Origin of the sequence: Mesorhizobium sp. B4-1-3, assembly GCF_006439355.1 — a bacterium.
Taxonomy (GTDB): domain Bacteria; phylum Pseudomonadota; class Alphaproteobacteria; order Rhizobiales; family Rhizobiaceae; genus Mesorhizobium.
This window is the reverse complement of record NZ_VFTG01000017.1, coordinates 55,446-76,819: the sequence shown is the minus strand read 5'-3', so window position 1 is coordinate 76,819 and position 21,374 is coordinate 55,446. Positions and strand designations below refer to the sequence as shown.

Genomic DNA, 21,374 nt, shown 5'->3' with positions numbered 1-21,374 from the left:
CCTTCCGGCGGCCGGCCACATGCCGGTGAAGCCCCGCGCCGGCGTCTGGCGCAGGCTGGTCAAGCGGCCGCTGGCGCTGCTCGGGCTCCTCATCGTCGCTATCGTTGTCGCCGGCGCCATCCTCGCGCCCTGGCTGACCGGCTACGATCCCAACGAGCAGATGTTCGATGGCCTGACGCTCGAAGGCTCGCCTTTGCCGCCGAACGTCAAGTTCTGGCTGGGCACCGACCTGCTCGGCCGCGACCTCTTGACCCGCATCCTGTTCGGGGCCCGCACCTCGCTGATTATCGGCATCGTCGCCAATGGCGTGGCGCTTTTGATCGGCACGTTGGTCGGCATCACGGCGGGTTATTTCCGCGGCTGGATCGGCAGCGCGCTTATGCGCTTCACCGACCTGATGATGGCCTTCCCGGCGCTGCTTTTGGCCATCTGCCTGGCGGCCGTGTTCGAGCCGAGCCTCTGGATAGTCGCCATGGTCATCGCGCTGGTCAACTGGGTGCAGACCGCGCGCGTCATCTACACCGAAACCTCCTCGCTCTCCGAGCGCGAATTCATCGATGCCGAGCGCACGATCGGCGCCAGCGCGCCGCGCATTCTATTGCGCCACATCCTGCCGCATCTCCTGCCGACCATCATCGTCTGGGGCACGCTGGGCATCTCGACGACAGTGCTGCTCGAAGCCACGCTCAGCTATCTCGGCATCGGCGTGCAGCCGCCGACCGCGTCGTGGGGAAACATCATCTTCGAGAACCAGACCTATTTCCAGGCGGCGCCCTGGCTGGTGTTCTTCCCGGGCGCCGCGATCCTGGCGCTGGCGCTGGCCTTCAACCTGATCGGCGATGCGCTGCGCGACATCCTCGACCCGACGCAAAGAGGACGGGATTGATGGGAGGCCGCTCATGATCGCCTATCTCGGCCGCCGGCTCATCCAGTCGCTGCTCATCCTGCTCGGCGTCTCGCTGATCACCTTCGCGCTGCTCTATCTTTTGCCGGCCGATCCGGTACGCCAGATCGCCGGGCGCAGCGCCACGCCGGAAACGGTGGAGAACATCCGCCGGCAGCTCGGCCTCGACCAGCCCTTCATCGTCCAGTACTGGCATTATCTCGCAAGGCTGCTCGGCGGCGATCTCGGCCGCTCCTACATCCAGCGCTCGGAAGTCACCGAGCTCATCGTTTCGCGGCTGCCGGCGAGCCTGCTTCTGATGGTCGGTGCCATCCTGTGCGAGCTGGCGATCGGCCTCACCATGGGGCTGATCGCTGCCGTCAAGCGTGGAAGTGTAACCGACCAGACCTTGATGGTCGCCTCCTTCGTCGGCGTCTCGGCGCCGCAATTCGTCGTCGGCCTGCTCTTGCTCTACGTCTTCGCCGTCAGGCTCGGCTGGTTCCCGATCGGCGGTTACGGCAGCTGGCGCCACCTCGTGTTGCCTTCGCTCACCATGGGCATCCTCGGCGCCGGCTGGTACGCGCGCATGATGCGCTCGTCGATGATCGACGTGCTGCGCCAGGACTACATGCGCACCGCCCACGCCAAGGGCCTGGCGCGCGGCGCCATCCTGTTCCGCCACGCGCTGCCCAACGCCATCCTTCCGGTCGTGGCCATGATCGGAATCGACATCGGCGTCTTCATGGGCGGCATCGTGGTGGTCGAAAGCGTGTTCGGCTGGCCGGGCATCGGCCAGCTCGCCTGGCAAGCCATCCAGCGCGTCGACATCCCCATCATCATGGGCGTCACCCTGGTCTCGGCCTTCGCCATAGTGCTCGGCAACCTGCTGGCCGACATCATCGCGCCCTTCATCGATCCCCGCATCAAGCTCAGATGACATGAAAAACAACCAGAGAAAGGGAACACCGACATGAGACGATTCCTGGCATCCACAGTGGCCGCGTCGGCGCTTGCGCTGATGCTCGGCATGGCCAGCGCGCGCGCCGACGACGCCGTCGACCCGAACACCAAGCAGGGCGGCGCCATCACCATCACCTACAAGGACGACGTCGCCACGCTCGATCCGGCGATCGGCTACGACTGGCAGAACTGGTCGATGATCAAGAGCCTGTTCGACGGGCTGATGGACTATGAGCCCGGCACCACCAAGCTCAAGCCCGACCTCGCCGAGAGCTACGAGATCTCGCCGGACGGCAAGACCTTCACCTTCAAGCTGCGCCATGGCGTCAAGTTCCACAACGGCCGCGAGATGACCGCCGACGACGTCAAATATTCGCTCGACCGCGTCACCAATCCGAAGACGCAGAGCCCGGGCGCCGGCTTCTTCGGCTCGATCAAGGGCTATGACGATGTCGCCGCCGGCAAGGCCGACAGCCTCTCCGGCGTCACCGTGGTCGATCCCTACACGATCAAGTTCGAGCTGACCCGGCCGGACGCCACCTTCCTGCATATCATGGCGATCAACTTCTCGCATGTCGTGCCGAAGGAGGAAGTCGAGAAATACGGCGCCGATTTCGGCAAGCATCCGGTCGGCACCGGCGCCTTCAGGCTCGCCGAATGGACGCTCGGCCAGCGCATCGTCTTCGAGCGCAATCCCGACTACTGGCACAAGGGCCTGCCGCATCTCGACAAGATCACCTTCGAGATCGGCCAGGAGCCGATCGTGGCGCTGCTGCGACTGCAGAAGGGCGAGATCGACGTGCCCGGCGACGGCATTCCTCCGGCCAAGTTCCAGGAGGTGATGAGCGATCCGGAACAGAAGGCGCGCGTCGTGGTGGGCGGGCAGCTGCACACCGGCTACATCACCATGAACACCACCATGGCGCCCTTCGACAACGTCAAGGTGCGCCAGGCCGTCAACATGGCGATCAACAAGGATCGCATCGTCCAGATGATCAACAACCGCGCGGTGCCGGCAAACCAGCCGCTGCCACCCTCGATGCCCGGCTACGACAAGGCGTTCAAGGGCTACGCCTATGACGTCGCCAAGGCCAAGGCGCTGCTGGCCGAGGCCGGCCATCCCGACGGCTTCGCGACGCAGCTCTTCGCCATGAACACCGATCCCAATCCGCGCATCGCGCAGGCGATCCAGCAGGATTTGGCGGCCATCGGCATCAAGGCAAGCATCCAGTCGCTCGCCCAGGCCAACGTGATTGCCGCCGGCGGCGACAAGGCCGGCGCGCCGATGATCTGGTCGGGCGGCATGGCCTGGATCGCCGACTTCCCGGATCCCTCTAACTTCTACGGCCCGATCCTCGGCTGCGCCGGCGCGGTTCCGGGCGGTTGGAATTGGTCGTGGTATTGCAACAAGGACCTCGACGCCAAGGCGGCCGAGGCCGACTCCGTCGTCGATCCGGCTAAATCGGAGGAGCGGGAAAAGATGTGGAGCGCGATCTATGACAAGATCATGGAGGACGCGCCCTGGGCGCCAATCTTCAACGAGCAGCGTTTCACGCTGAAATCAGCCCGCATGGGCGGCGCCGACAATCTCTATGTCGACCCGGTCCATATCCCGATCAACTACGACAATGTGTATGTGAAAGATGTGCAGTAACTGCGACTACACCATCCACGGTCGTCATCACCATTTCGGCTGGGACAATTCCTTCGCCCCGGCCGAACGGGTGGCGCCCGGCTCGACGATCGAGTTCCAGTGCCTGGATTCGTCCGGCGGTCAGCTCAAGGCGGACAGCACGGTTGACGACATCGTCAGGCTCGATTTCGACCAGATCAACCCGGTAACCGGGCCGATCTTCGTCGAGGGTGCCGAGCCCGGCGACGCGCTGAAGGTGACGATCGAGATGTTCAAACCGTCCGGCTTCGGCTGGACGGCGAACATTCCGGGCTTCGGCCTGCTCGCCGACGACTTCAAGGAACCGGCGCTCGCCATCTGGAAATATGACGCTGCCTCGCTCGAGCCCGCTCTGTTCGGCAGACAAGGCCGTGTGCCGCTGAAGCCGTTCGCCGGCACGATCGGCAACGCGCCGGGCGAGAACGGCCACCATTCGGTGGTGCCGCCGCGGCGCGTCGGCGGCAATCTCGACATACGCGACCTCGGCGCCGGCACCACGCTCTATCTACCGGTGGAAGTGCCGGGCGCGCTGTTCTCGGTCGGCGACACCCATGCCGCGCAGGGCGACGGCGAGGTGTGCGGCACGGCGATCGAAAGCCCGATGGACGTGGTTCTGAAACTCGACCTGGTCAAGGACGCGCGGCTGAAGACGCCGCGTTTCACCACGCCCGGCCCGGTAACGCGCCACCTCGACGCCAAGGGCTATGAGGTGACGACCGGCATCGGGCCCGACCTGATGACCGGCGCCAAAGAGGCTGTCAGCCAGATGGTCGACCTGCTGGCTGGCCGCTACAAGCTCGACCCGGTCGATGCCTATATGCTGGTCTCGGTCTGCGGCGATCTAAGGATCAGCGAGATCGTCGACATGCCGAACTGGGTGGTGTCGTTCTACTTCCCGCGCTGCGTCTTCGAATGAGCGCAGGCGTGGTCGACGAACACGCTGACGCCGCCGCAAAGATGGCCGCGGGGCCGGTGCTCGAAATCACCGGCCTCTGCGTCGGAGTGCGCGGCGAGGACGGCGAGCGCGAGGTGGTGTCCGGCCTGTCGCTGTCGCTCAAACGCGGCGAGACGCTGTGCATCGCCGGCGAGTCCGGTTCCGGCAAGTCTATGACGGCGTTGGCGATCATGCGGCTCCTGCCGCAGCCGGCCGGCCGCATCGCCGCGGGCGCGATCCGGCTCTTCGACAAGGATGGCAGTGCCATCGAGTTGACGGCGCTTGACGAGCGCCGCATGCGCGACATTCGCGGCGACCGCATCGCCATGGTCTTCCAGGAGCCGATGACCTCGCTCAATCCGGTTCTGTCGATCGGCCGCCAGCTCACCGAATCGATAGAAGCGCATACCGGTCTTTCCCACGCCGAGGCGCAACGGCGCGCCGTCGAGGCGCTGAAGGCGGTTCGCATCTCCGAAGCCGAAAGCCGGCTGAAGCAGTTTCCGCACGAATTGTCGGGCGGCATGCGCCAGCGGGTGATGATCGCCATGGCGCTGGCGCTCGAGCCCGACGTGCTGATCGCCGACGAGCCGACGACGGCGCTCGACGTCACCGTGCAGGGCGAGGTTCTGGAGCTGCTGCGCGACCTGCAGCGCCAGCACGGCACCAGCGTCATCCTGATCACCCATGACATGGGCGTCGTCGCCGAGATGGCCGATCGCGTCATCGTCATGCGCAATGGCCGCATGGTCGAGGAGGGCGCCACCGCCGATATTTTCGCCAGGCCTCGGGCGGCCTACACGCAAGAGCTCCTCGCGGCGGTTCCGCGCATCGGCTCGGGCGCCGGACGGCGCAACGCCGGCGATGCCGCCGGCGCGGCCGGTCAGGACAAAGTGGCGGTGGTGAGCGATCTCCATGTCCGCTTCGACCTGCGCGGCGGCTTCCTCGGCCGTGTCAACCGGCGGGTGCATGCCGTCGAGGGGGTCTCCTTCTCGATCGCGCCGAACGAGACGCTGGCGCTGGTCGGCGAATCCGGCTGCGGCAAATCCACCACCGCCAAGGCGCTCGCCGGCCTAGTGCCTTATACCGGCGGCGTGACGATCGGTGGCCGCGAGCTCTCCGGACTTGCCGGCGACGCGCGCAAGGCCGTGCGCCGCGACGTGCAGATGGTGTTCCAGGATCCTTACGCTTCGCTCGATCCGCGCATGCGCGTCGGCGATCTGGTGGCCGAGCCGTTGCTCATCCACGGCATCGGCTCAGGGCAGGAGCGCCGCGAACGCGTGGCCGCCTTGTTCGAGCGGGTCGGCCTGTCCGCGGCACAGATGGAGCTCTATCCGCATGAATTCTCGGGCGGTCAGCGCCAGCGCATCTGCATCGCCCGGGCGCTGGCGCTGCGGCCGAAGCTGATCATCGCCGACGAGAGCGTGTCGGCGCTCGACGTCTCGGTGCAGGCGCGCGTGCTCGATCTCCTGAAGGAATTGCAGCGCGAGTTCGGCGTCGCCTATCTCTTCATCTCGCACGACATGGCAGTGGTCGAGAACATCTCAGACCGCGTCGCCGTCATGTATCTCGGCCAGATCGTCGAGATCGGCAGCCGCGACCAGGTCTTTTCCAATCCGCGCCACCCCTACACGCGCCGGCTGATCGAGGCGGTGCCGGTTCCCGATCCGTCACGGCGCCGCACACGCTTTGCCCGTCTCGACCGCGAAATTCCAAGCGCGACGCGCCGGATCGGCGAAACCGTACCGAAACTGCTGCTCAAGGATTTCGGCGGCGGACATCTCGCCGCGGTCGCGGATTGACAGCCTCCGGAGCGGCGATCTGTCAGTTTCGGGAACGGTGCGAATGGTGATAAAGCCTGACGCAGTTACTCATCTATTTTCGGGATTCCAATGTCGGTCGTCACACGCCGCAAACTCCTGCAGGGCGCCGCGGCGGCCGGCGCGGCCGGTATCGGCCTCTCCGCCGCCGGCAAGTTTGCCGGCTGGGCGGCGCCCAAGCCCGAACCGCTGATCCTGAAGACCGCCACCACCGAGGCGCGGCTGATGGAGGGTGCGCTGACGAAGAATGTGCTGACCTATGGTGAAGCAGGTCCGCCGCCGGTCGTCAGGATGAGGAAGGGCGAGCCGTTTGCCGCGCGGCTGATCAACGGCATCGATGATCCGACGACCATCCACTGGCATGGCATCCGCGTTCCCAACAAGATGGACGGCGTGCCGTTCCTGGTGCAGCCCTATGTCTATCAGGGCGACCATTTCGACTATGCCTTCACGCCGCCCGATGCCGGCACCTTTTGGTACCATCCGCATTGCAACACGCTGATCCAGATGGGTCACGGCCTGACCGGCGTGATCGTGGTCGAGAACCCGCGCGATCCAGTCTTCGACGTCGAGATGGTCGTCAACCTGCGCGACTGGCGGCTCGGCGATGACGGCCAGTTCATCGAGCCGTTCAGGCCGCGCGACGCCGCCAGGGCCGGCACCTTCGGCACCGTGCGCACCGCCAATTGGCAGGGCCAGCCGCAATTCGACGCGCCGGCCGGCGGGCTGGTGCGGCTACGCGCCGCCATCACCGACGTCACCCGCATCTATGCCTTCCGCGTCGACGGCGCCGAGGCGACGGTCATCGCGCTCGACGGCAATCCGGTGCCGCAGCGTTTTACGCCGGATGCCTTGCAGCTGGGACCCGGCCAGCGGCTGGAGCTTGCCATCCGCATGCCCGACGAGGAGGGCGCGATCGTCAGCCTGCGCGATGTCCGGGGCACCAAGCCGAAAGTCCTGGCGACGCTGCGCTCGGTCGGCAAATCGCTCAAACACGATCTGCGCGATCTCGGCCCACTCGAAGCCAATCCGGTGGCGGAGCTCGATATCGCCAGCGCCAAGCACATTCCGCTGGCGCTGAGCGCCACGGCGGAAAACGTTACGGCCGACGGCATTTGCGGCTCGCTCGGCTACAGCTTCTGGGCGATCAACAAGGTGCCGTGGCCGGGCGACACGCCGGACCCGACGGCGCCGCTCGCCGAACTGAAGCTCGGCCAGAGCTATGTCATCGACATGGAGAACCTGACCCCGCATGCACACCCGATCCATTTGCACGGCATGAGCTTCAAGGTGCTGTCGTCATCGACCAGGGCAGTGCAGCCGCTTATCTCCGACACCTATCTGATCCAGCCCGACGAGAAGGTGCAACTCGGCTTCGTCGCCGACAATCCCGGCGACTGGCTGCTGCATTGCCACATCATCGAGCACCAGAAGACCGGCATGACGAGCTATCTGCGGGTGGTGTGAGCGCATCGATAGACTCCTGTGTGGCCTGTGCACCCAACGCAATCACGCAATCACAAGGCGGCACCAGTCTCCAGGTGAGTGGACAAGGCCGCTCCAAGACTCCGTTCGTGTCAGCGCCCTCCGGGGTGAATGGCGCCGGGTTCCTTTTCGGAGGCGTCGGGCGAAACATGCCGGCCCATGTCTCTGCGGGCTTCGGGCGGCGCCTCCATCAGGTTTCTGACCTTGGCATTGTTGTGCGCCTGGATGGCCCTCGGCGAAAGAGCCGACGGGCCCCTTGGAATAGTCCGAAATTCGTCCAGCGCGAGGCCCATGTTTCGGCAGGATTCAGTCTGGCGGCGGAAGCATGTATGTTTGACGATACTGATTCTTCGGATCGTTTTGGCTGGTCGATGTGAGAAAGATCGTCGCTGCACTCACCGTGGCTGTTGCTCTTGTCGTCGGGCTGCTCTTCCTTTTGCCCGCTCTTGTTTCAACCGACTGGGTTCGTGCCGAACTGAGCCGGCAACTGTCATCCGCGACCGGAATGGCAATTCGGCTGGACGGACCCGTCAGGCTGTCGCTGCTGCCCAGATTGGCGGTGGTCGCGGACGATATCTCGCTCTCGACCGGCACGGGCGACATCGCGATATCTGCGCCACGGTTCTCGACGTCGATAACGCTGTCGTCGCTATGGTCGAAAAAGCTTGAGATTCAGTCCGTCGCGCTGGCGGATCCGACAATCGCGTTCAAGGCTTCGGCGAACGCGGAGCCAGCTCCGGAACCGAAGGAGGTTCAGGCCGATCCGTTCGCGGCGGTTGTCGACACGCTCGAGCGGCTGGCGATCAACCAAGTGACGATAACGAACGGCACCCTTGCCTCGGGCGGCTCGACCGGCAGTGCCGCTAAGGTGACGACGATCGACGCCGATCTGAGAGTTCCGGACCTCGACCGGGAGGTCTCGTTTTCATTGGCAGGCACCAGCGGCGGCCGCCGCGTTGAAATGAGCGGCAGCCTTTCCGCCTTGAGGCCAATCCTGAAGCGGCAGCCGGCCCAGATCGCCGTCGAGGCGTGGTTGGACCCGGCGCCGGTTCCCAAGTTCTCTTCCTTGGAGGCGAGCGGCGAGATCCAGCTCAACGGCAACGGCAGCTATCAGATCAGGGGCGGAAAGTTCGATATCGGCGACCAGAGCTTCCAGATGGACGCGCTCTTTCAGCCCGGCGCGCGGCACCGCTTCTTCGCCGACCTGGCGGCGAAGCGCGTCGATATCGACGCCTTGAGCGATATGGGAAAGGACGGTTCCAGTGCGGGCAAGGCTTCGGCCGGCTCCGGCGAGCCCGACCTCGCGATGCTGTCCGCCTTCGACGCAGACATCAGCGTTGCGATCGATGAATTGGTCGGCGGCAAGGTACGGGCTTCCGACGTACAGCTCGCCGCAACGCTGCATGATGGACATCTCGAGGCAAAGCTGGAGCACTTCGGCCTCGATGCGGGAAACCTCACAGCGACAGCCTCGACGATTGTCGGTGAAGCATCTCCGACCATACGGGGCAATATTGCGAGTTCAGGGCTAGACATCGGTTCCCTGGCGAAGCTTGCCGGACAATCTGTGCCGTTGTCCGGAAAGCTGACCGCCGATATGGGGTTCGCGTTTCGCGGACTCACCGCGAAGCGCATACTGAGCAGCGCCAATCTGCAGGGAACGGTCGGGATTCGCGAGGGCAAACTTACACTTGCAGCACTTGCCGAGAACCAAACGGCCAACGACATCACCGGGCTCACTGTTGACGCGAAGGTTCGCGATATCGGCAAGCCGGTCGATGTGACGGGCAAGCTCGCCTGGCGGGGACAGGCCGTGACGTTCAAGTCCCAGGTCGCCCCCGCATCCTTTCTGGCCGGCGGTTCCGTTGCGGATGCGTCCGGGCCGGTCAGCCTTTCGGTCTCCTCCAAATACCTCGAAGGCAGCATAAGCGGCACTGTTGGAGGCGGCGGCACGTTCAAGGGCCAAGTCTCGGCCACGTCGCCCTCGGTCGACAGGCTGATGCAATGGTTGGGGCAAGGCGCTGCCCGCAGTCTGCAGGACTTTGCCTTCAAGGGCGATGTCGACGCCGGTCCGAAACAATTCTCCTTCCAGAAGGCAGCCATTGCTTTGAACGGCGTCAAGGCGTCCGGGCAAGGCTCGGTGAAGCTGGGACAGCCCCTCACGATCCGGACGTCGCTCAATTTCGCGAAGCTTGACTTTGCGGCGCTCGCCGGCAGCGGCGGAGCCACCGCCGGCGGCAAGCAGAAACCAGGCGCGGCAGCCGACGCGCCGATCGATCTCTCCTTCCTCAAGGGAATTGACGCCAAGGTGGATATCCAGGCCGACAAGCTCGGCTATGGAAAAGTCTTTGCCGGGCCGGTGGCGACCACGCTGACGGTGGCGGATGGGAAGGCCCACCTGAACGTGCCGCAAAGCCCCTTCTACGGCGGCACGATTGCCGCGGAGATGACGGCCGACGGCTCCGGCGACGCCGCATCCCTGGATCTGAACACGGCGATCGCCGGGGCGGCCGCGGCGTCCTTGCTCCGTGATGCGGCGGATTTCGACCGCATCGAAGGCACGCTTAACGCGACGGTCGCGGTTTCAGGCGCGGGAAGGACCACGAAATCGCTTGCCCGATCCCTCGGCGGCAAGGCGGCGGCGAAATTCAGCGACGGCGCCTTCCACGGCATCGACATTGCGGAGGTCTACAACAATTTGGTCGGACTGCTCGCCGGTGGTTTCAAGCAGGATCAGACCAAGAAGACGACGTTCAGCGAGCTCGGCGCCTCATTCGCGATCGAGAACGGCGTCGCGCAGACGACGGATATCAGCCTGCTGGGTCCGCTGGTGCGAATGGACGGCTCGGGCAGGATAGACCTCGCCGACCAGACGCTCGACATCCGTTTCAACCCCCGCGTCGTCGCCTCGCTTGCCGGTCAGGGAGGCGACGTCGCCGTGAACGGCATCGGGGTGCCGGTCGTGGTCCAAGGCCCGCTGTTCGCGCCCCGGGCCTATCCGGACCTGAGCGCATTGGCCAAAGACCCGCAGGGCGCGCTGGACATGTTGAGCCGCCTCGGGCTGCCGACCGGAAAACTCAAACTCGACAAGCTGATCCCGGGCCAAACCGGCTCGAACGGATCCGGCAAGGGCGCGGCGGATCTGATCGGCGATCTTCTGGGCAACGCCGCGCCCCGGCCCAAAGCCCCGCCCCCCGCTCCGGAACCTGCCGTGGCGCCGGACACCGGCAATACGGAGAATGCGGCGCCGCCGCCAGGTTCGAACGCCGGCGGCGAGGCCGAAGCAGAGACCACCGCGCCGGCGGCCGAACCCGCTTCCGCCGACCCGCAGGCCGCCCCTGCTTCGCCCGAAGCGCCAAAGAAAGGGGAAATCGACACGCTTCTCGACCAGCTGGCTAATTAGTTCTCCCTCGCAGGGATTTTGAAAAGTTACCGCTTTGTCTTGGTGCAGTATTTTCCGTTCATTTCCCCGGGGATTGGTCGAAGCCGCCTCAACCTCGTCATTTTATGGCGGAGCAAGGAGCGAAGCGACGCGGCGCAGACCATCCAATTCCGTGACTTCGAAGCATTGCTGCGGTGCAGAATTCTGCTCCGCTGCACGCCGTCTGGCAATGCAAACGCGGCCTCGGCCATGCCGGTTCGATACATCATCTAACGCTCATATGTGCGGCCGCAAATCAAAGTGATCTCGGCCGCCGCAAATCGTCCCCAATCAGGACGTTCTTCCGGCCTCACTCTGGAGACGTTGGAGAGGCCGATGAAGTTGTCTGTTCTTGCCCTTGCCGGGACCATGCTGGCGGTCATGCCAGCGGTCCATGCGGCGCCGGTGATCGGCGTGCCGGCCAGAGATGGCCTGATGCAGGAAGCGCATGTCACATGCGCCTATCTGACCGATGACGGCTACTGCGTACGGCCGCACAAGAAGCACAAATACTGGAAGCGCCACCACCACTACCGGCCCGCTTACCGCACCTATGAGCGTCAGCTACCGGACGAGGATTACTGGCGCTATCAGCGTGCACGGCCGATTATCCGCGTCGTTCCCGACTACCCGCCGCCGGACGAAGACAATTGGGATGATTGGGACGATTGAGACCCCTTGCCCCGAGACCAGCCCTTCGCGTGCCAAGCAGCCGGCCTGCGTGCCTCAGGCCTCCAGTGGCCGGCATTCGACGCCCCAGGCGGCGCCTTGCCGGCCATCCGCGAAGAGCGGGAGACTTCTACCGCTTCAGTGCGATGCTCATTCCGCTGAGATCGGCGTTGACCTGCAGGCCGACCTGCCGGCCGGTGAGCTCGAGCTGGGCGCCCTTGTCATTGGTCATGACGATCACCTGTGCGCCTCTGCCCAGCGCGCCGCCGCCGCCGGCCGCGCCATAGACGCCCGTCACATCGCTGGCGCGGCGGATGTGGCGCACCCTGCCCTGGAAATAGGTCTTGGACGCGCCGAAGGCGAAGCCGCCCGAGATGCCACCGATCGAGATCGGATAGCGTTTGCCGTGGAAGGTCAGCGTGCCCTCGCCACCGGAGCCGCCGATGAAGAAGGCCGCCTTGTAGACGGAGAAGCGGATCGTGCCGCTGTCGGCATGTGCGGCGCTGGCAACGCTCACGCCGACGGCGGCGATTGCCGCGACCGCGACGGAACGGAATTTGGACGAAATCTGCATGATGGGGACCTCCTCGCACATCGCCGCTTACCCAGCCGGCCGGGACATAATCAGCTTCAAAAGTATAGTTGAACCGTCTTGCCCCGCCATTGGTTCCAAGCGGCGGCCCGAAATCCGGCGGTCACGAAATGGCGAGCGAGGAGGGCTAAAGCCTGTGCTGGCTGGTGGAGCTGAGGGGGATCGAACCCCTGACCTCATCATTGCGAACGATGCGCTCTCCCAGCTGAGCTACAGCCCCGTTCCAGCGGATGGGCTTGTATCGGTCGCGGCCGTTTCATGTCAAGGCGAAACGATGGCCTGGTACATGCGCCGTGGCCGGGCGGGCCTTGCCCGCTCGCCAAGCCCGCGGGCCTTGCCCGCTCGCCAAGCCCGCGGGCCTTGCCCGCTCGCCAAGCCCGCGGGCCTTGCCCGCTCGCCAAGCAATGGCTACATGTCGGCGACAATTTGGAGACCGGCATGATCGCCCTTATTCAGACCATCGTCATGGCGCTTGATATCTACTGGTGGATCATCATCGCCTCGGCGATCTTTTCCTGGCTCTATGCCTTCAATGTCGTCAACTCGCGCAACCAGTTCGTCGGTTCCGTCGGCAATATGCTCTATCGGCTGACGGAGCCGGCGCTGCGCCCGATTCGCCGCTTCATGCCCGATCTCGGCGGCATCGACATTTCGCCGATCATCCTGCTTCTGATCATCTTCTTCATCCGGCAGTTCCTGGTCACCACCGTCTGGTCCTGGGTGGTGGCCGGCGGCTGATGAGCGCGCCGTTTCGGCCGCGCGAGAACGGCATCGAGCTCTTCATACGACTGACGCCGAAAGCCGCGGTTGACGGTATCGACGAGGTCGAGACCGCCGCCGACGGACGTAGCCATCTCAAGGCGCGCGTGCGCGCCGTGCCGGAGAACGGCGCCGCCAATACGGCGTTGGAACGGATGCTGGCCAAGGCGCTGGGTGTGCCGGTGTCGGCCGTTTCGGTGGTCGCCGGCGGATCGGCGCGGCTGAAGACATTGCGGGTGGTGGGTGAGCCGACCGCGCTGGCGAAGAGCGTCGCGGTTCTTTCCAAGTAGCCTTCAATCCCCCAGCGGCAGCTTCGGATCGTCGACCTTGAGCGTGTTCACGCTCTGCTTGATGCGACGCAGGTTCTCCAGCACTTTCGGCCCGCGCGATTCCGCCACCGTGGTGGCGATCATGTCGACGATGGCCAGAAGCGCGTAGCGCGACGAGGTCGGCTTGTAGATGTTGCCATCCTCGACCGGCTGCAGGAAGATCACCGTATCGGCGACCTTGGCCAGGGCCGAATCGGGCGCGGTGATGGCGACGGTGGCGGCGCCATATTGCTGCGCGACCTCGACCGCCTCGATCACCGAGCGCGCATAGCCCGAGACGGAGAAGGCAAGCAGCGTCGTCTCCGGCGTAGCGACGGCGGCATACATGCGCTGTAGCTGGCCGTCGGTCTGGGCAAGCGCCGAAAGTCCGAGCCGGAACAACCGGTTCTGCATCTCGGCCGCCATCATCGAGGAAATACCGCCGGAGCCGATGCAAAGCACATTGCCGGAGCTTGCAATGCGGGCGGCGACGTCCATCAGCGTCGTCATATCGAGATTCTCGCTGGCGCGCTGGATGGCGGCGATCGCCGCCTCGGTAATGGCCGAGGCGATGCGCTGCTCGCGCGCGTCGCGGCTGAGCGGCTCCGGCGACAGATACTGGCCGCCGATGGCGATCGCCTGGGCGAGGTAGAACTTGAAATCGCGCAGGCCCTCGCAGCCGAGATTGCGGCAGAAGCGGGTGACCGTCGGCTCGCTGACGCCGACACGCGCGGCGATCTCGGAGATCGCCGCCTTGGAGGCGAAATCGAGATCGGAAAGCACCAGCCCGGCCAGCCGGCGGTCCGACTTGGTGCCGTCCTGCGACATCAATTGCAGGCGGGTGATGATGTCGGCCGGGCTCTTCATCGTCTTCTCACAGCGGCAGGCCGGTCGCCTTGTCGAAGAGGTGGATGTTGCGCGGATCGACGCTCACCGGCAGCCGGTCGCCTGGCTTGACCTGCAGCCGGTCGCGGAACACCGCGCGCACCGTGTCGTCGCCGACCGAACCGTACACATGGGTTTCCGAACCGGTCGGCTCGACGACATTGACCTTGATGGCGAGGGCATCGTCACCGGCGCCGACGACGAAGTGCTCGGGCCGGATGCCGGCCTCGACCGTCTCGCTGCCGGGAGTTGCCTTGCCCGAGAGCGCCAGCCGGCCGCCTCCGCTGGTCTCGAACCAGGACTTGGCGCCGGCCGTCTTCAGCGCGCCGGAAACAAAACTCATGGACGGCGAGCCGATGAAGCCGGCGACGAATTTGTTGGCCGGCCGATCGTAGAGCTCCAGCGGTTGCCCGACCTGCTGGATGCGGCCGCGGTCCATCACCACGATGCGGTCGGCCATGGTCATCGCCTCGATCTGGTCGTGGGTGACGTAGACGATGGTCGATTTCAGCCGCTGGTGCAGCGCCTTGATCTCGGTGCGCATCTGTACGCGCAGCTGCGCGTCGAGATTGGAGAGCGGTTCGTCGAACAGGAACACCGAAGGCTCGCGCACGATGGCGCGACCCATGGCGACGCGCTGGCGCTGACCGCCGGACAGTTGCCGTGGATAGCGGTCGAGATAGGAGAAGAGGTTGAGCACGCCCGACGCCTTCTTCACCTTGTCGTCGATCGCATCACGCGTCTCGCCGCGGATCTTCGGGCCGAAGCCGATATTGTCCGAAGCCTTCAGATGCGGGAACAGGGCGTAGGACTGGAACACCATGGCGATGTTGCGCTTCTGCGGCGGCAGGTCATTGGCACGGGTGCCGCCGATGACGAGGTCGCCGGAGGTGATCGTCTCCAGCCCGGCCAGCATGCGCAAAAGCGTGGACTTGCCGCAGCCGGACGGGCCGACCAGCACGACGAACTCGCCGGTCCGGATATCGAGGTTGATGTCTTCGAGGATTTTGTGATGGCCGAAGGATTTCGACAGGTTGCGGAACTGGACGTCGGTCATGGTCACGCTCCCAATATGTCGTCGATGAAAGGCAGGTAGCCGGCCGTCAGCCCGGCATCGACCGGCACGACAGCGCCAGTTATGCCGGAAGCGCGGTCCGAGGCAAGGAAGGCCACGGCTTCCGCCACCTCCGGAGCGTTGACGATGCGGCCGAGCGGATAGAGCCGCTTCAGCCGGCCGAGGATTTCGGGATCCTTGGCGAGACGATGGTCCCAGGCGGCGGTGCGGATCGAGCCGGGGCACACGACATTGGCGCGCAACCCCGTGCGGCCGAGTTCGACGGCGATCGACTTGGCATAGGCGTTGATGCCGGCCTTGGCCGCCGCATAGGCCGGATTGCCGAAATGCGCGATGGCGTTGACCGAGGAGATGAAGACGACGCTGCCCGAGCCGCGCTTGGACATCGCCTTGATCAGCGGATCGGCGAAAGTCATCACGCCGGTGAGGTTGAGGTCGAGCTCCTCTTCGATCTTGTCCGCCGTCAGCGCCTTCAACGTTTCGGCGCGCGTCCAGCCGGCATTGTTGATCAGGATGTCGGGAACGCCGTCCTTGTCGAGCAAAGCGGGGATCGCCGCTTCGATCGAGGTCCGGTCGAGCAGGTTGAAGACGTGGCGCGAGGCGATATGCGGGCTGGCCAGCGCCTCCGTTGACTGGTCGCAGCCGACGATGCGCGCGCCGCGCCCGGCCATGAGCTCGACAATCGCCGAACCGAGCCCGCCGCCGGCGCCGGTGACGACAACGGTTTTGCCTTCGAAATCGGCCTTCGATACCACGATGCGCGCTCCTCCGCCGTGCCAGACAGCGACGGAACGCTACCCAACAAAATGTAATTTAGCAACATGATAAACCGCTTGCATTGGACATAAGCCTCGATAATGTAGGAAAGTAACATAAATCCTGCGCTCATGAGGGGCAGGCGCCAATGCGCATCAATGGGAGAGATCAGATGAGCCTTGCGAAACGGACTATCGGCCTGTTGGCCGGAATGAGCATGCTGGCGCTAGCCGCACCCGCCGATGCCGGCGAGGTGCGCGTCACCGTCGCCGAATACAGCGCCAAGACCGGCCCCTATTTCGAAGCGGTGAAGAAGGAGTTTGAGGCGGCCAATCCCGGCATCACCATCAAGTATGAAGTGGTGCCGTGGGACGTGCTCTTGCAAAAACTTACCACCGACATCACCGCCGGAACCAATGCCGATCTCTCGATCATCGGCACGCGCTGGCTGATCGACTTCGTGCAGCAGGATGTCGCCGAGCCGCTCGACAGCTACATCACGCCCGAGTTCAAGGACCGCTTCATCGACACTTTCCTGCAGCCCTCGATCATGGACGGCCACACTTACGGCCTGCCGATCGCCGCCTCGGCACGCGCCATGTATTACAACAAGGAGCTGTTCGAGAAGGCCGGCATCGCCAAGCCGCCGGCAACCTGGACCGAGTTGCAGGAGGACGCCCGCAAGATCAAGGCGATCGGCGCCTTCGGCTACGGCCTGCAAGGCAAGGAGATCGAGACCGACGTCTATTACTACTATGCGATGTGGTCGCAGGGCACCGAAATCCTCAACAAGGACGGCACGTCCGGCCTGAGCACGCCCGGCGCGCTCGAAGCCGCCAAGCTCTACAAGTCGATGATCGACGAGGGCCTGACGGAACCGGGCGTCACCTCCAACAACCGCGAGGACGTGCAGAACCTGTTCAAGCAGGGCAAGGTCGGCATGATGATCACCGCGCCTTTCCTGTCCAACCAGATCAAGGAAGAAGCGCCGAACCTGAAATACGGCGTGGCCGCCATCCCGGCCGGCCCGACCGGCGCGCGCGGCACCTATGGCGTCACCGATTCGATCATCATGTTCAAGAACTCCAAGAACAAGGATGAGGCTTGGAAGCTGCTCGACTTCCTGTTCACCAAGGAGCAGCGCGCCAAGTTCACGCAGGGCGAAGGCTTTCTGCCGGTGAACAAGGAAGAGGCGAAGATGGACTATTACGTCAACAACGCCGACCTCGCCGCCTTCACCGCGCTTCTGCCCGACGCCCGCTTCGCGCCGGTCATCCCGGGTTGGGAGGAGATCGCCCAGATCACGTCGGATGCCATGCAGAAGATCTATCTCGGCAGCGCCAAACCGGAAGACGCCTTGAAGGAGGCGGCCGACAAGGCAAACGCGGTGCTCAAGAAAAAATAAGGGCGTATCTCCCTGCGCCCTTGGCGCGCCCTACCCCCGCGGGCGCGCCACATCTCTTAAAAGAGGCTGTAACTGCCGCGGAAATAGCTGAACCGATGGGGCATTGATCCTGGACCAGAGAATAAATTGCCAAAGTCGGCCCCGCCCCTCATTGCCCTGCCGGGCATTTCTCCCCGTATAGTGACGGGGAGAAATAAGCTGGCCGCAACCTCGGAGCCATGCCTGCAACGTCGGTGATTGGCGAAAGCGGCGGCGACAGCGCCCCTCTCCCCGTCACTATACGGGGAGAGGATGCCGGCAGGCAGGTGAGGGGCAGCGCAGACCCCGGGAAAGAATTTAACCTGAGCCCCCTGAACCAACAGGCCGAAGTTAGGCTAGCTGGCAAGCCAGCGCCGCAGATGGCTCGCAACGCGGTACAAACCAGCCGATGCAAAATCGTTTCCTGCCCTATTTGCTGACGCTGCCCAGCCTGCTCCTGGCGGCGGTCGTCATCTTCTGGCCGGTCTGGGACCTGATCCAGATATCCACGCATGACGTGAACCGCTTTGGCCAGCTTCGCGAGTTCAGCGGCATGGCCAATTTCTCGGCGCTCGCCGCCGATCCCGACTTCGCCGCAGCGCTCTGGCGCACCGGGCTCTGGACCGTGCTTGTGGTCGGCGGCGCGCTGCTCTTGTCGGTCCCGGTGGCGATCATCCTCAATACGGACTTCTATGGCCGCGGTCTCGCCCGCGTCATCATCATGCTGCCCTGGGCGGTGTCGCTGACCATGACGGCGGTGGTCTGGCGCTGGGCGCTTAACGGCGAAAGCGGCATGCTGAATTCGGCGCTGATGAAGCTCGGCCTGATCAGCCAGAACATCCAGTGGCTGGCGAGCGCCGAGACCGCCTTCCCGATGCAGGTGCTGATCGGCATCTTGGTGACGGTACCCTTCACCACCACGATCTTCCTCGGCGGCCTGTCGTCGATCCCCGACGATCTCTACGAGGCGGCGGCGCTCGAGGGCGCAACGCCGTTGCAGCAGTTCCGCGAGATAACCTTTCCGCTCCTGAAACCCTTCATCAACATCGCGATCGTGCTCAACACCATCTATGTCTTCAACTCCTTCCCGATCATCTGGGTGATGACTCAAGGCGGGCCGGCGAACTCGACCGACATTCTGGTCACGCATCTCTACAAGCTCGCCTTCCGCATCGGCAAATTGGGCGAGGCGTCCGCCGTGTCGCTGGTGATGTTCGCGATCCTGCTGGTCTTCACCATGGTCTATGTGCGCCTTGCCATGCGGGAGCAGCGCGCATGACGCCGAAGCTGAAACGCACCATCGTAGCCTGGCTGCTGCTGGGTCCGTTGATCGTCGTGACGATCTTCCCCTTCGCGGTGATGTTCCTGACCGCCGTCAAGCCGCGCACCGAAGTGCTGACCCCCACCTGGTGGCCAAGCGAGTTCCGCTGGTCGAATTTTGCCGACATGTGGGTGGCGACCGGCTTCGGCAAGGCGCTCGTCAACTCGCTCTACGTTTCGGCGCTGGCGACGGTCGGCGCCATCCTCATCTCGGTGCCGGCGGCCTATGCCATGTCGCGCTTCCGCTTTGCCGGCTACGGCGCGTTCCGCCAGTTTCTTTTGATCTCGCAGATGATCTCGCCGATCGTGCTGGTGCTTGGCCTATTCCGGCTGATGGCCGCCTGGGGCCTGGTCGAAAGCACCACTGCGCTCGGCTTCATCTACATGGCCTTCAACGTCGCCTTCACAGTGTGGATGTTGCAGAGCTATTTCGACACCATCCCGCGTGACCTCGAGGAGGCCGCATGGATGGAAGGCGCCGGCCGCTGGCTGACATTGCGCAAGGTCTTCCTGCCGCTCTGCCTGCCGGCGATCGCGGTGACGGCGATCTTCACCTTCATCAACGCCTGGAACGAGTTCGTGGTCGCGCTCACCATGCTGCGCAGCCAGGAAAGCTACACGCTGCCGATCCAGGTTTTCTCGCTCGTCGCCGGCCGCTATACGATCGAGTGGCACCATGTCATGGCGGCCACGCTGCTGGCGACCCTGCCGGTGGCGATCCTCTTCATCTGGCTGCAGCGCTACCTTGTCCGGGGCCTCGCGCTCGGAGCCGTTAAATAACTGCACCACCTTACGGAGCGTTCATGCGCATCTTCACCGCCTCGCTGGCGACGGAAACCAACACCTTCTCGCCGGTGCCGACCGACCGGGCCTCGTTCGAGATGGCCTTCTACGCCGGCCCCGGAAAACATCCGGAGACGCCGACGCTGTGTTCCTCGCCGATCGTGGCGCTGCGCAAGCGTGCCGCAAAGGAAGGGTTAACGGTCATCGAAGGCACCGCCACCTGGGCAGAGCCCGGCGGCATGGTGCAGCGCCAGACCTATGAAGCGCTGCGCGACGAAATCCTTGGCCAGCTAAGCGAAGCGCTGCCGGTCGATGCCGTCATCCTTGGCCTGCATGGCGCCATGGTGGCGCAGGGCTATGACGACTGCGAGGGCGATCTGCTGGAGCGCGTGCGCGCCATGGTCGGGCCGAATGTCGTGATCGCCTCCGAATTCGATCCGCACAGCCACCTGACGCCGAAGCGCGTCGCGGCCTGCGATGTCATGGCCTATTTCCTCGAATTCCCGCACACCGATTTCTACGAGCGCGGCGAGCATGTGGTCGAGCTCGGCCTCGCCGCGGCGCGCGGCGAGATCAAGCCTGTCATCTCCACCTTCGACTGCCGCATGATCCAGGTGCTGCCGACCAGCCGCGAGCCGATGCGCTCCTTCGTCGACAAGATCAAGGCGCTGCACGGCGAGGACGGCGTCCTGTCGGTCTCGGTCATCCACGGCTTCATGGCCGCCGACGTGCCGGAGATGGGCACGCGCATCCTGGTCGTCACCGACAACGACAAGGTCAAAGGCGACAAGCTCGCCGAAACACTGGGCCGCGAGCTCTATGCGCTGCGCGAACAGACGGCGATGACCATGCTTTCCGCCTCGGCCGGCATCGATCGGGCGCTGACCGTGTGCGCGGAGCGCAAGGACAAGCCGGTCGTGATCGCCGATATCTGGGACAATCCCGGCGGCGGCGTGCCAGGCGACGGCACCATCGTGCTGCGCGAGCTGCTTTCGCGTGGCGTGACCAAGGTCGGCGTGGCGACGATCTGGGATCCGATCGCGGTGACCTTCTGCCACGCCGCCGGCGAAGGCGCGGTCATCGACCTGCGCTTCGGCGGCAAGGCCGGGCCCCAGGCCGGCGAGCCGATCGATGCGCGCGTCACGGTGCTGAAGACGACCAACGAAGGCTGGCAAAGCTTTGGCCCGAGCCGGGTGACGTTGGGGCCGTCGGCGGTGGTGCGCATCCAAGGCACCGAGGTCGACGTCATCTTGAACACCAACCGCACCCAGACGTTCGAGCCGGACGTCTTTTCCAACATCGGCATTGATCCGATGACAAAGGACATCCTGCTGATCAAGTCGACGAACCATTTCTACGCCGGCTTCGCGCCGATCGCCGCCGAGATCATCTATGTCGCGGCGCCGAGTTCCTATCCGAGCAATCCGGCGGTGACAGATTACAGGAAGCTCAACCGGCCGATATGGCCGAGGGTAGCGGACCCGTGGAAACAGCCAATCTCCCCCCTTGTGGGGGAGATGCCCGGCAGGGCAGAGGGGGGCGCGAAGGATCGCGACCTCGCTTAGCTTGGGCAGCGAACGAAACGAAGGCCGGCGGCCACTATGATGGACTGAAACGTCGGCGGGACAGCGC

The 21,374-nt window shown here is 64.6% G+C and carries 19 protein-coding genes and 1 tRNA gene; 14 read left to right on the top strand and 6 right to left on the bottom strand.

Going from position 1 to position 21,374, the window contains the following annotated elements; translation table 11 throughout:
• Positions 1 to 19 precede the first annotated feature (19 nt).
• The 6 genes from FJW06_RS20435 to FJW06_RS20410 all read left to right on the top strand — a co-directional run bounded on the left by FJW06_RS20435 (position 20) and on the right by FJW06_RS20410 (position 7,733).
• Positions 20 to 886 (top strand): ABC transporter permease, encoded by an 867-nt coding sequence (locus tag FJW06_RS20435; protein WP_210238981.1) that lies wholly within the window; start codon positions 20 to 22, stop codon positions 884 to 886.
• A 13-nt stretch (positions 887 to 899) separates the two neighbouring features.
• On the top strand, positions 900 to 1,820 hold the full coding sequence (locus FJW06_RS20430; RefSeq protein ID WP_140754001.1) for an ABC transporter permease: 921 nt from the start codon (positions 900 to 902) through the stop codon (positions 1,818 to 1,820).
• Between the two features lie 33 nt (positions 1,821 to 1,853).
• Positions 1,854 to 3,497, top strand: coding sequence for an ABC transporter substrate-binding protein (locus FJW06_RS20425; RefSeq protein WP_140754000.1), 1,644 nt, complete (start codon positions 1,854 to 1,856; stop codon positions 3,495 to 3,497).
• Positions 3,487 to 4,431 carry an acetamidase/formamidase family protein gene (locus FJW06_RS20420; RefSeq protein ID WP_140753999.1) on the top strand — a complete coding sequence of 315 codons (945 nt, stop codon included), beginning with the start codon at positions 3,487 to 3,489 and terminating at the stop codon, positions 4,429 to 4,431. The genes FJW06_RS20425 and FJW06_RS20420 overlap by 11 nt, the downstream gene beginning before the upstream one ends.
• Positions 4,432 to 4,472: 41 nt before the next feature.
• On the top strand, positions 4,473 to 6,248 hold the full coding sequence (locus FJW06_RS20415) for an ABC transporter ATP-binding protein (RefSeq protein WP_140754048.1): 1,776 nt from the start codon (positions 4,473 to 4,475) through the stop codon (positions 6,246 to 6,248).
• Between the two features lie 90 nt (positions 6,249 to 6,338).
• Complete coding sequence (locus FJW06_RS20410) at positions 6,339 to 7,733, top strand: multicopper oxidase family protein (protein ID WP_140753998.1); 1,395 nt, start codon at positions 6,339 to 6,341, stop codon at positions 7,731 to 7,733.
• Between the two features lie 943 nt (positions 7,734 to 8,676).
• Here FJW06_RS20410 and FJW06_RS30675 read toward each other — a convergent pair.
• Positions 8,677 to 9,156 carry a hypothetical protein gene (locus FJW06_RS30675; protein WP_246674725.1) on the bottom strand — a complete coding sequence of 160 codons (480 nt, stop codon included), beginning with the start codon at positions 9,154 to 9,156 and terminating at the stop codon, positions 8,677 to 8,679.
• Between FJW06_RS30675 and FJW06_RS20405 the strand changes: the two genes are divergently transcribed.
• Both FJW06_RS20405 and FJW06_RS20400 read left to right on the top strand, forming a co-directional pair.
• Entirely contained in the window at positions 9,103 to 11,154 is a 2,052-nt protein-coding gene (locus FJW06_RS20405; RefSeq protein WP_246674724.1) for an AsmA-like C-terminal region-containing protein, read from the top strand. The genes FJW06_RS30675 and FJW06_RS20405 overlap by 54 nt on opposite strands.
• 354 nt (positions 11,155 to 11,508) lie before the next feature.
• The gene (locus tag FJW06_RS20400; RefSeq protein ID WP_140753996.1) at positions 11,509 to 11,844 is read left to right on the top strand and encodes a hypothetical protein; all 336 of its coding nucleotides are present in this window, start codon (positions 11,509 to 11,511) and stop codon (positions 11,842 to 11,844) included.
• 127 nt (positions 11,845 to 11,971) lie between these two features.
• Here FJW06_RS20400 and FJW06_RS20395 read toward each other — a convergent pair whose 3' ends face one another.
• Both FJW06_RS20395 and FJW06_RS20390 read right to left on the bottom strand, forming a co-directional pair.
• Entirely contained in the window at positions 11,972 to 12,415 is a 444-nt protein-coding gene (locus FJW06_RS20395; protein WP_140753995.1) for a hypothetical protein, read from the bottom strand.
• A 162-nt stretch (positions 12,416 to 12,577) separates the two neighbouring features.
• Positions 12,578 to 12,653, bottom strand: a tRNA-Ala gene (locus FJW06_RS20390).
• Positions 12,654 to 12,871: 218 nt separating this feature from the next.
• Here FJW06_RS20390 and FJW06_RS20385 point away from each other — a divergent pair.
• Together FJW06_RS20385 and FJW06_RS20380 are read left to right on the top strand one after the other, a co-directional pair.
• Positions 12,872 to 13,171 (top strand): YggT family protein, encoded by a 300-nt coding sequence (locus FJW06_RS20385; protein WP_140753994.1) that lies wholly within the window; start codon positions 12,872 to 12,874, stop codon positions 13,169 to 13,171.
• Entirely contained in the window at positions 13,171 to 13,482 is a 312-nt protein-coding gene (locus FJW06_RS20380; RefSeq protein ID WP_140753993.1) for a DUF167 family protein, read from the top strand. The genes FJW06_RS20385 and FJW06_RS20380 overlap by 1 nt, the downstream gene beginning before the upstream one ends.
• A 3-nt stretch (positions 13,483 to 13,485) precedes the next feature.
• On the opposite strand, the gene FJW06_RS20375 is transcribed toward FJW06_RS20380, so the two are convergent.
• Genes FJW06_RS20375 through FJW06_RS20365 form a run of 3 tightly spaced genes read right to left on the bottom strand, consistent with a single transcriptional unit; the run spans position 13,486 to position 16,215 of the window.
• Positions 13,486 to 14,367, bottom strand: a complete 882-nt coding sequence (locus FJW06_RS20375; protein ID WP_140753992.1) for a MurR/RpiR family transcriptional regulator — start codon at positions 14,365 to 14,367, stop codon at positions 13,486 to 13,488.
• 7 nt (positions 14,368 to 14,374) lie between these two features.
• Positions 14,375 to 15,442 carry a sn-glycerol-3-phosphate ABC transporter ATP-binding protein UgpC gene (gene ugpC / locus FJW06_RS20370; protein ID WP_140753991.1) on the bottom strand — a complete coding sequence of 356 codons (1,068 nt, stop codon included), beginning with the start codon at positions 15,440 to 15,442 and terminating at the stop codon, positions 14,375 to 14,377.
• A gap of 2 nt (positions 15,443 to 15,444) precedes the next feature.
• Positions 15,445 to 16,215: an SDR family oxidoreductase gene (locus FJW06_RS20365; protein WP_140753990.1), complete on the bottom strand. Its 771-nt coding sequence runs from the start codon at positions 16,213 to 16,215 to the stop codon at positions 15,445 to 15,447.
• A gap of 173 nt (positions 16,216 to 16,388) precedes the next feature.
• Between FJW06_RS20365 and FJW06_RS20360 the strand changes: the two genes are divergently transcribed.
• The 4 genes from FJW06_RS20360 (at position 16,389) to FJW06_RS20340 (ending at position 21,307) form a co-directional block, all read left to right on the top strand.
• Positions 16,389 to 17,621, top strand: coding sequence for a sugar ABC transporter substrate-binding protein (locus FJW06_RS20360; RefSeq protein WP_140753989.1), 1,233 nt, complete (start codon positions 16,389 to 16,391; stop codon positions 17,619 to 17,621).
• A 427-nt stretch (positions 17,622 to 18,048) separates the two neighbouring features.
• Positions 18,049 to 18,918, top strand: a complete 870-nt coding sequence (locus FJW06_RS20350; protein ID WP_140753988.1) for a sugar ABC transporter permease — start codon at positions 18,049 to 18,051, stop codon at positions 18,916 to 18,918.
• Complete coding sequence (locus tag FJW06_RS20345) at positions 18,915 to 19,739, top strand: carbohydrate ABC transporter permease (protein ID WP_140753987.1); 825 nt, start codon at positions 18,915 to 18,917, stop codon at positions 19,737 to 19,739. Before FJW06_RS20350 ends, FJW06_RS20345 begins: the two co-directional genes overlap by 4 nt.
• 23 nt (positions 19,740 to 19,762) lie before the next feature.
• Positions 19,763 to 21,307, top strand: a complete 1,545-nt coding sequence (locus FJW06_RS20340) for a M81 family metallopeptidase (protein ID WP_140753986.1) — start codon at positions 19,763 to 19,765, stop codon at positions 21,305 to 21,307.
• Positions 21,308 to 21,374 lie beyond the last annotated feature (67 nt).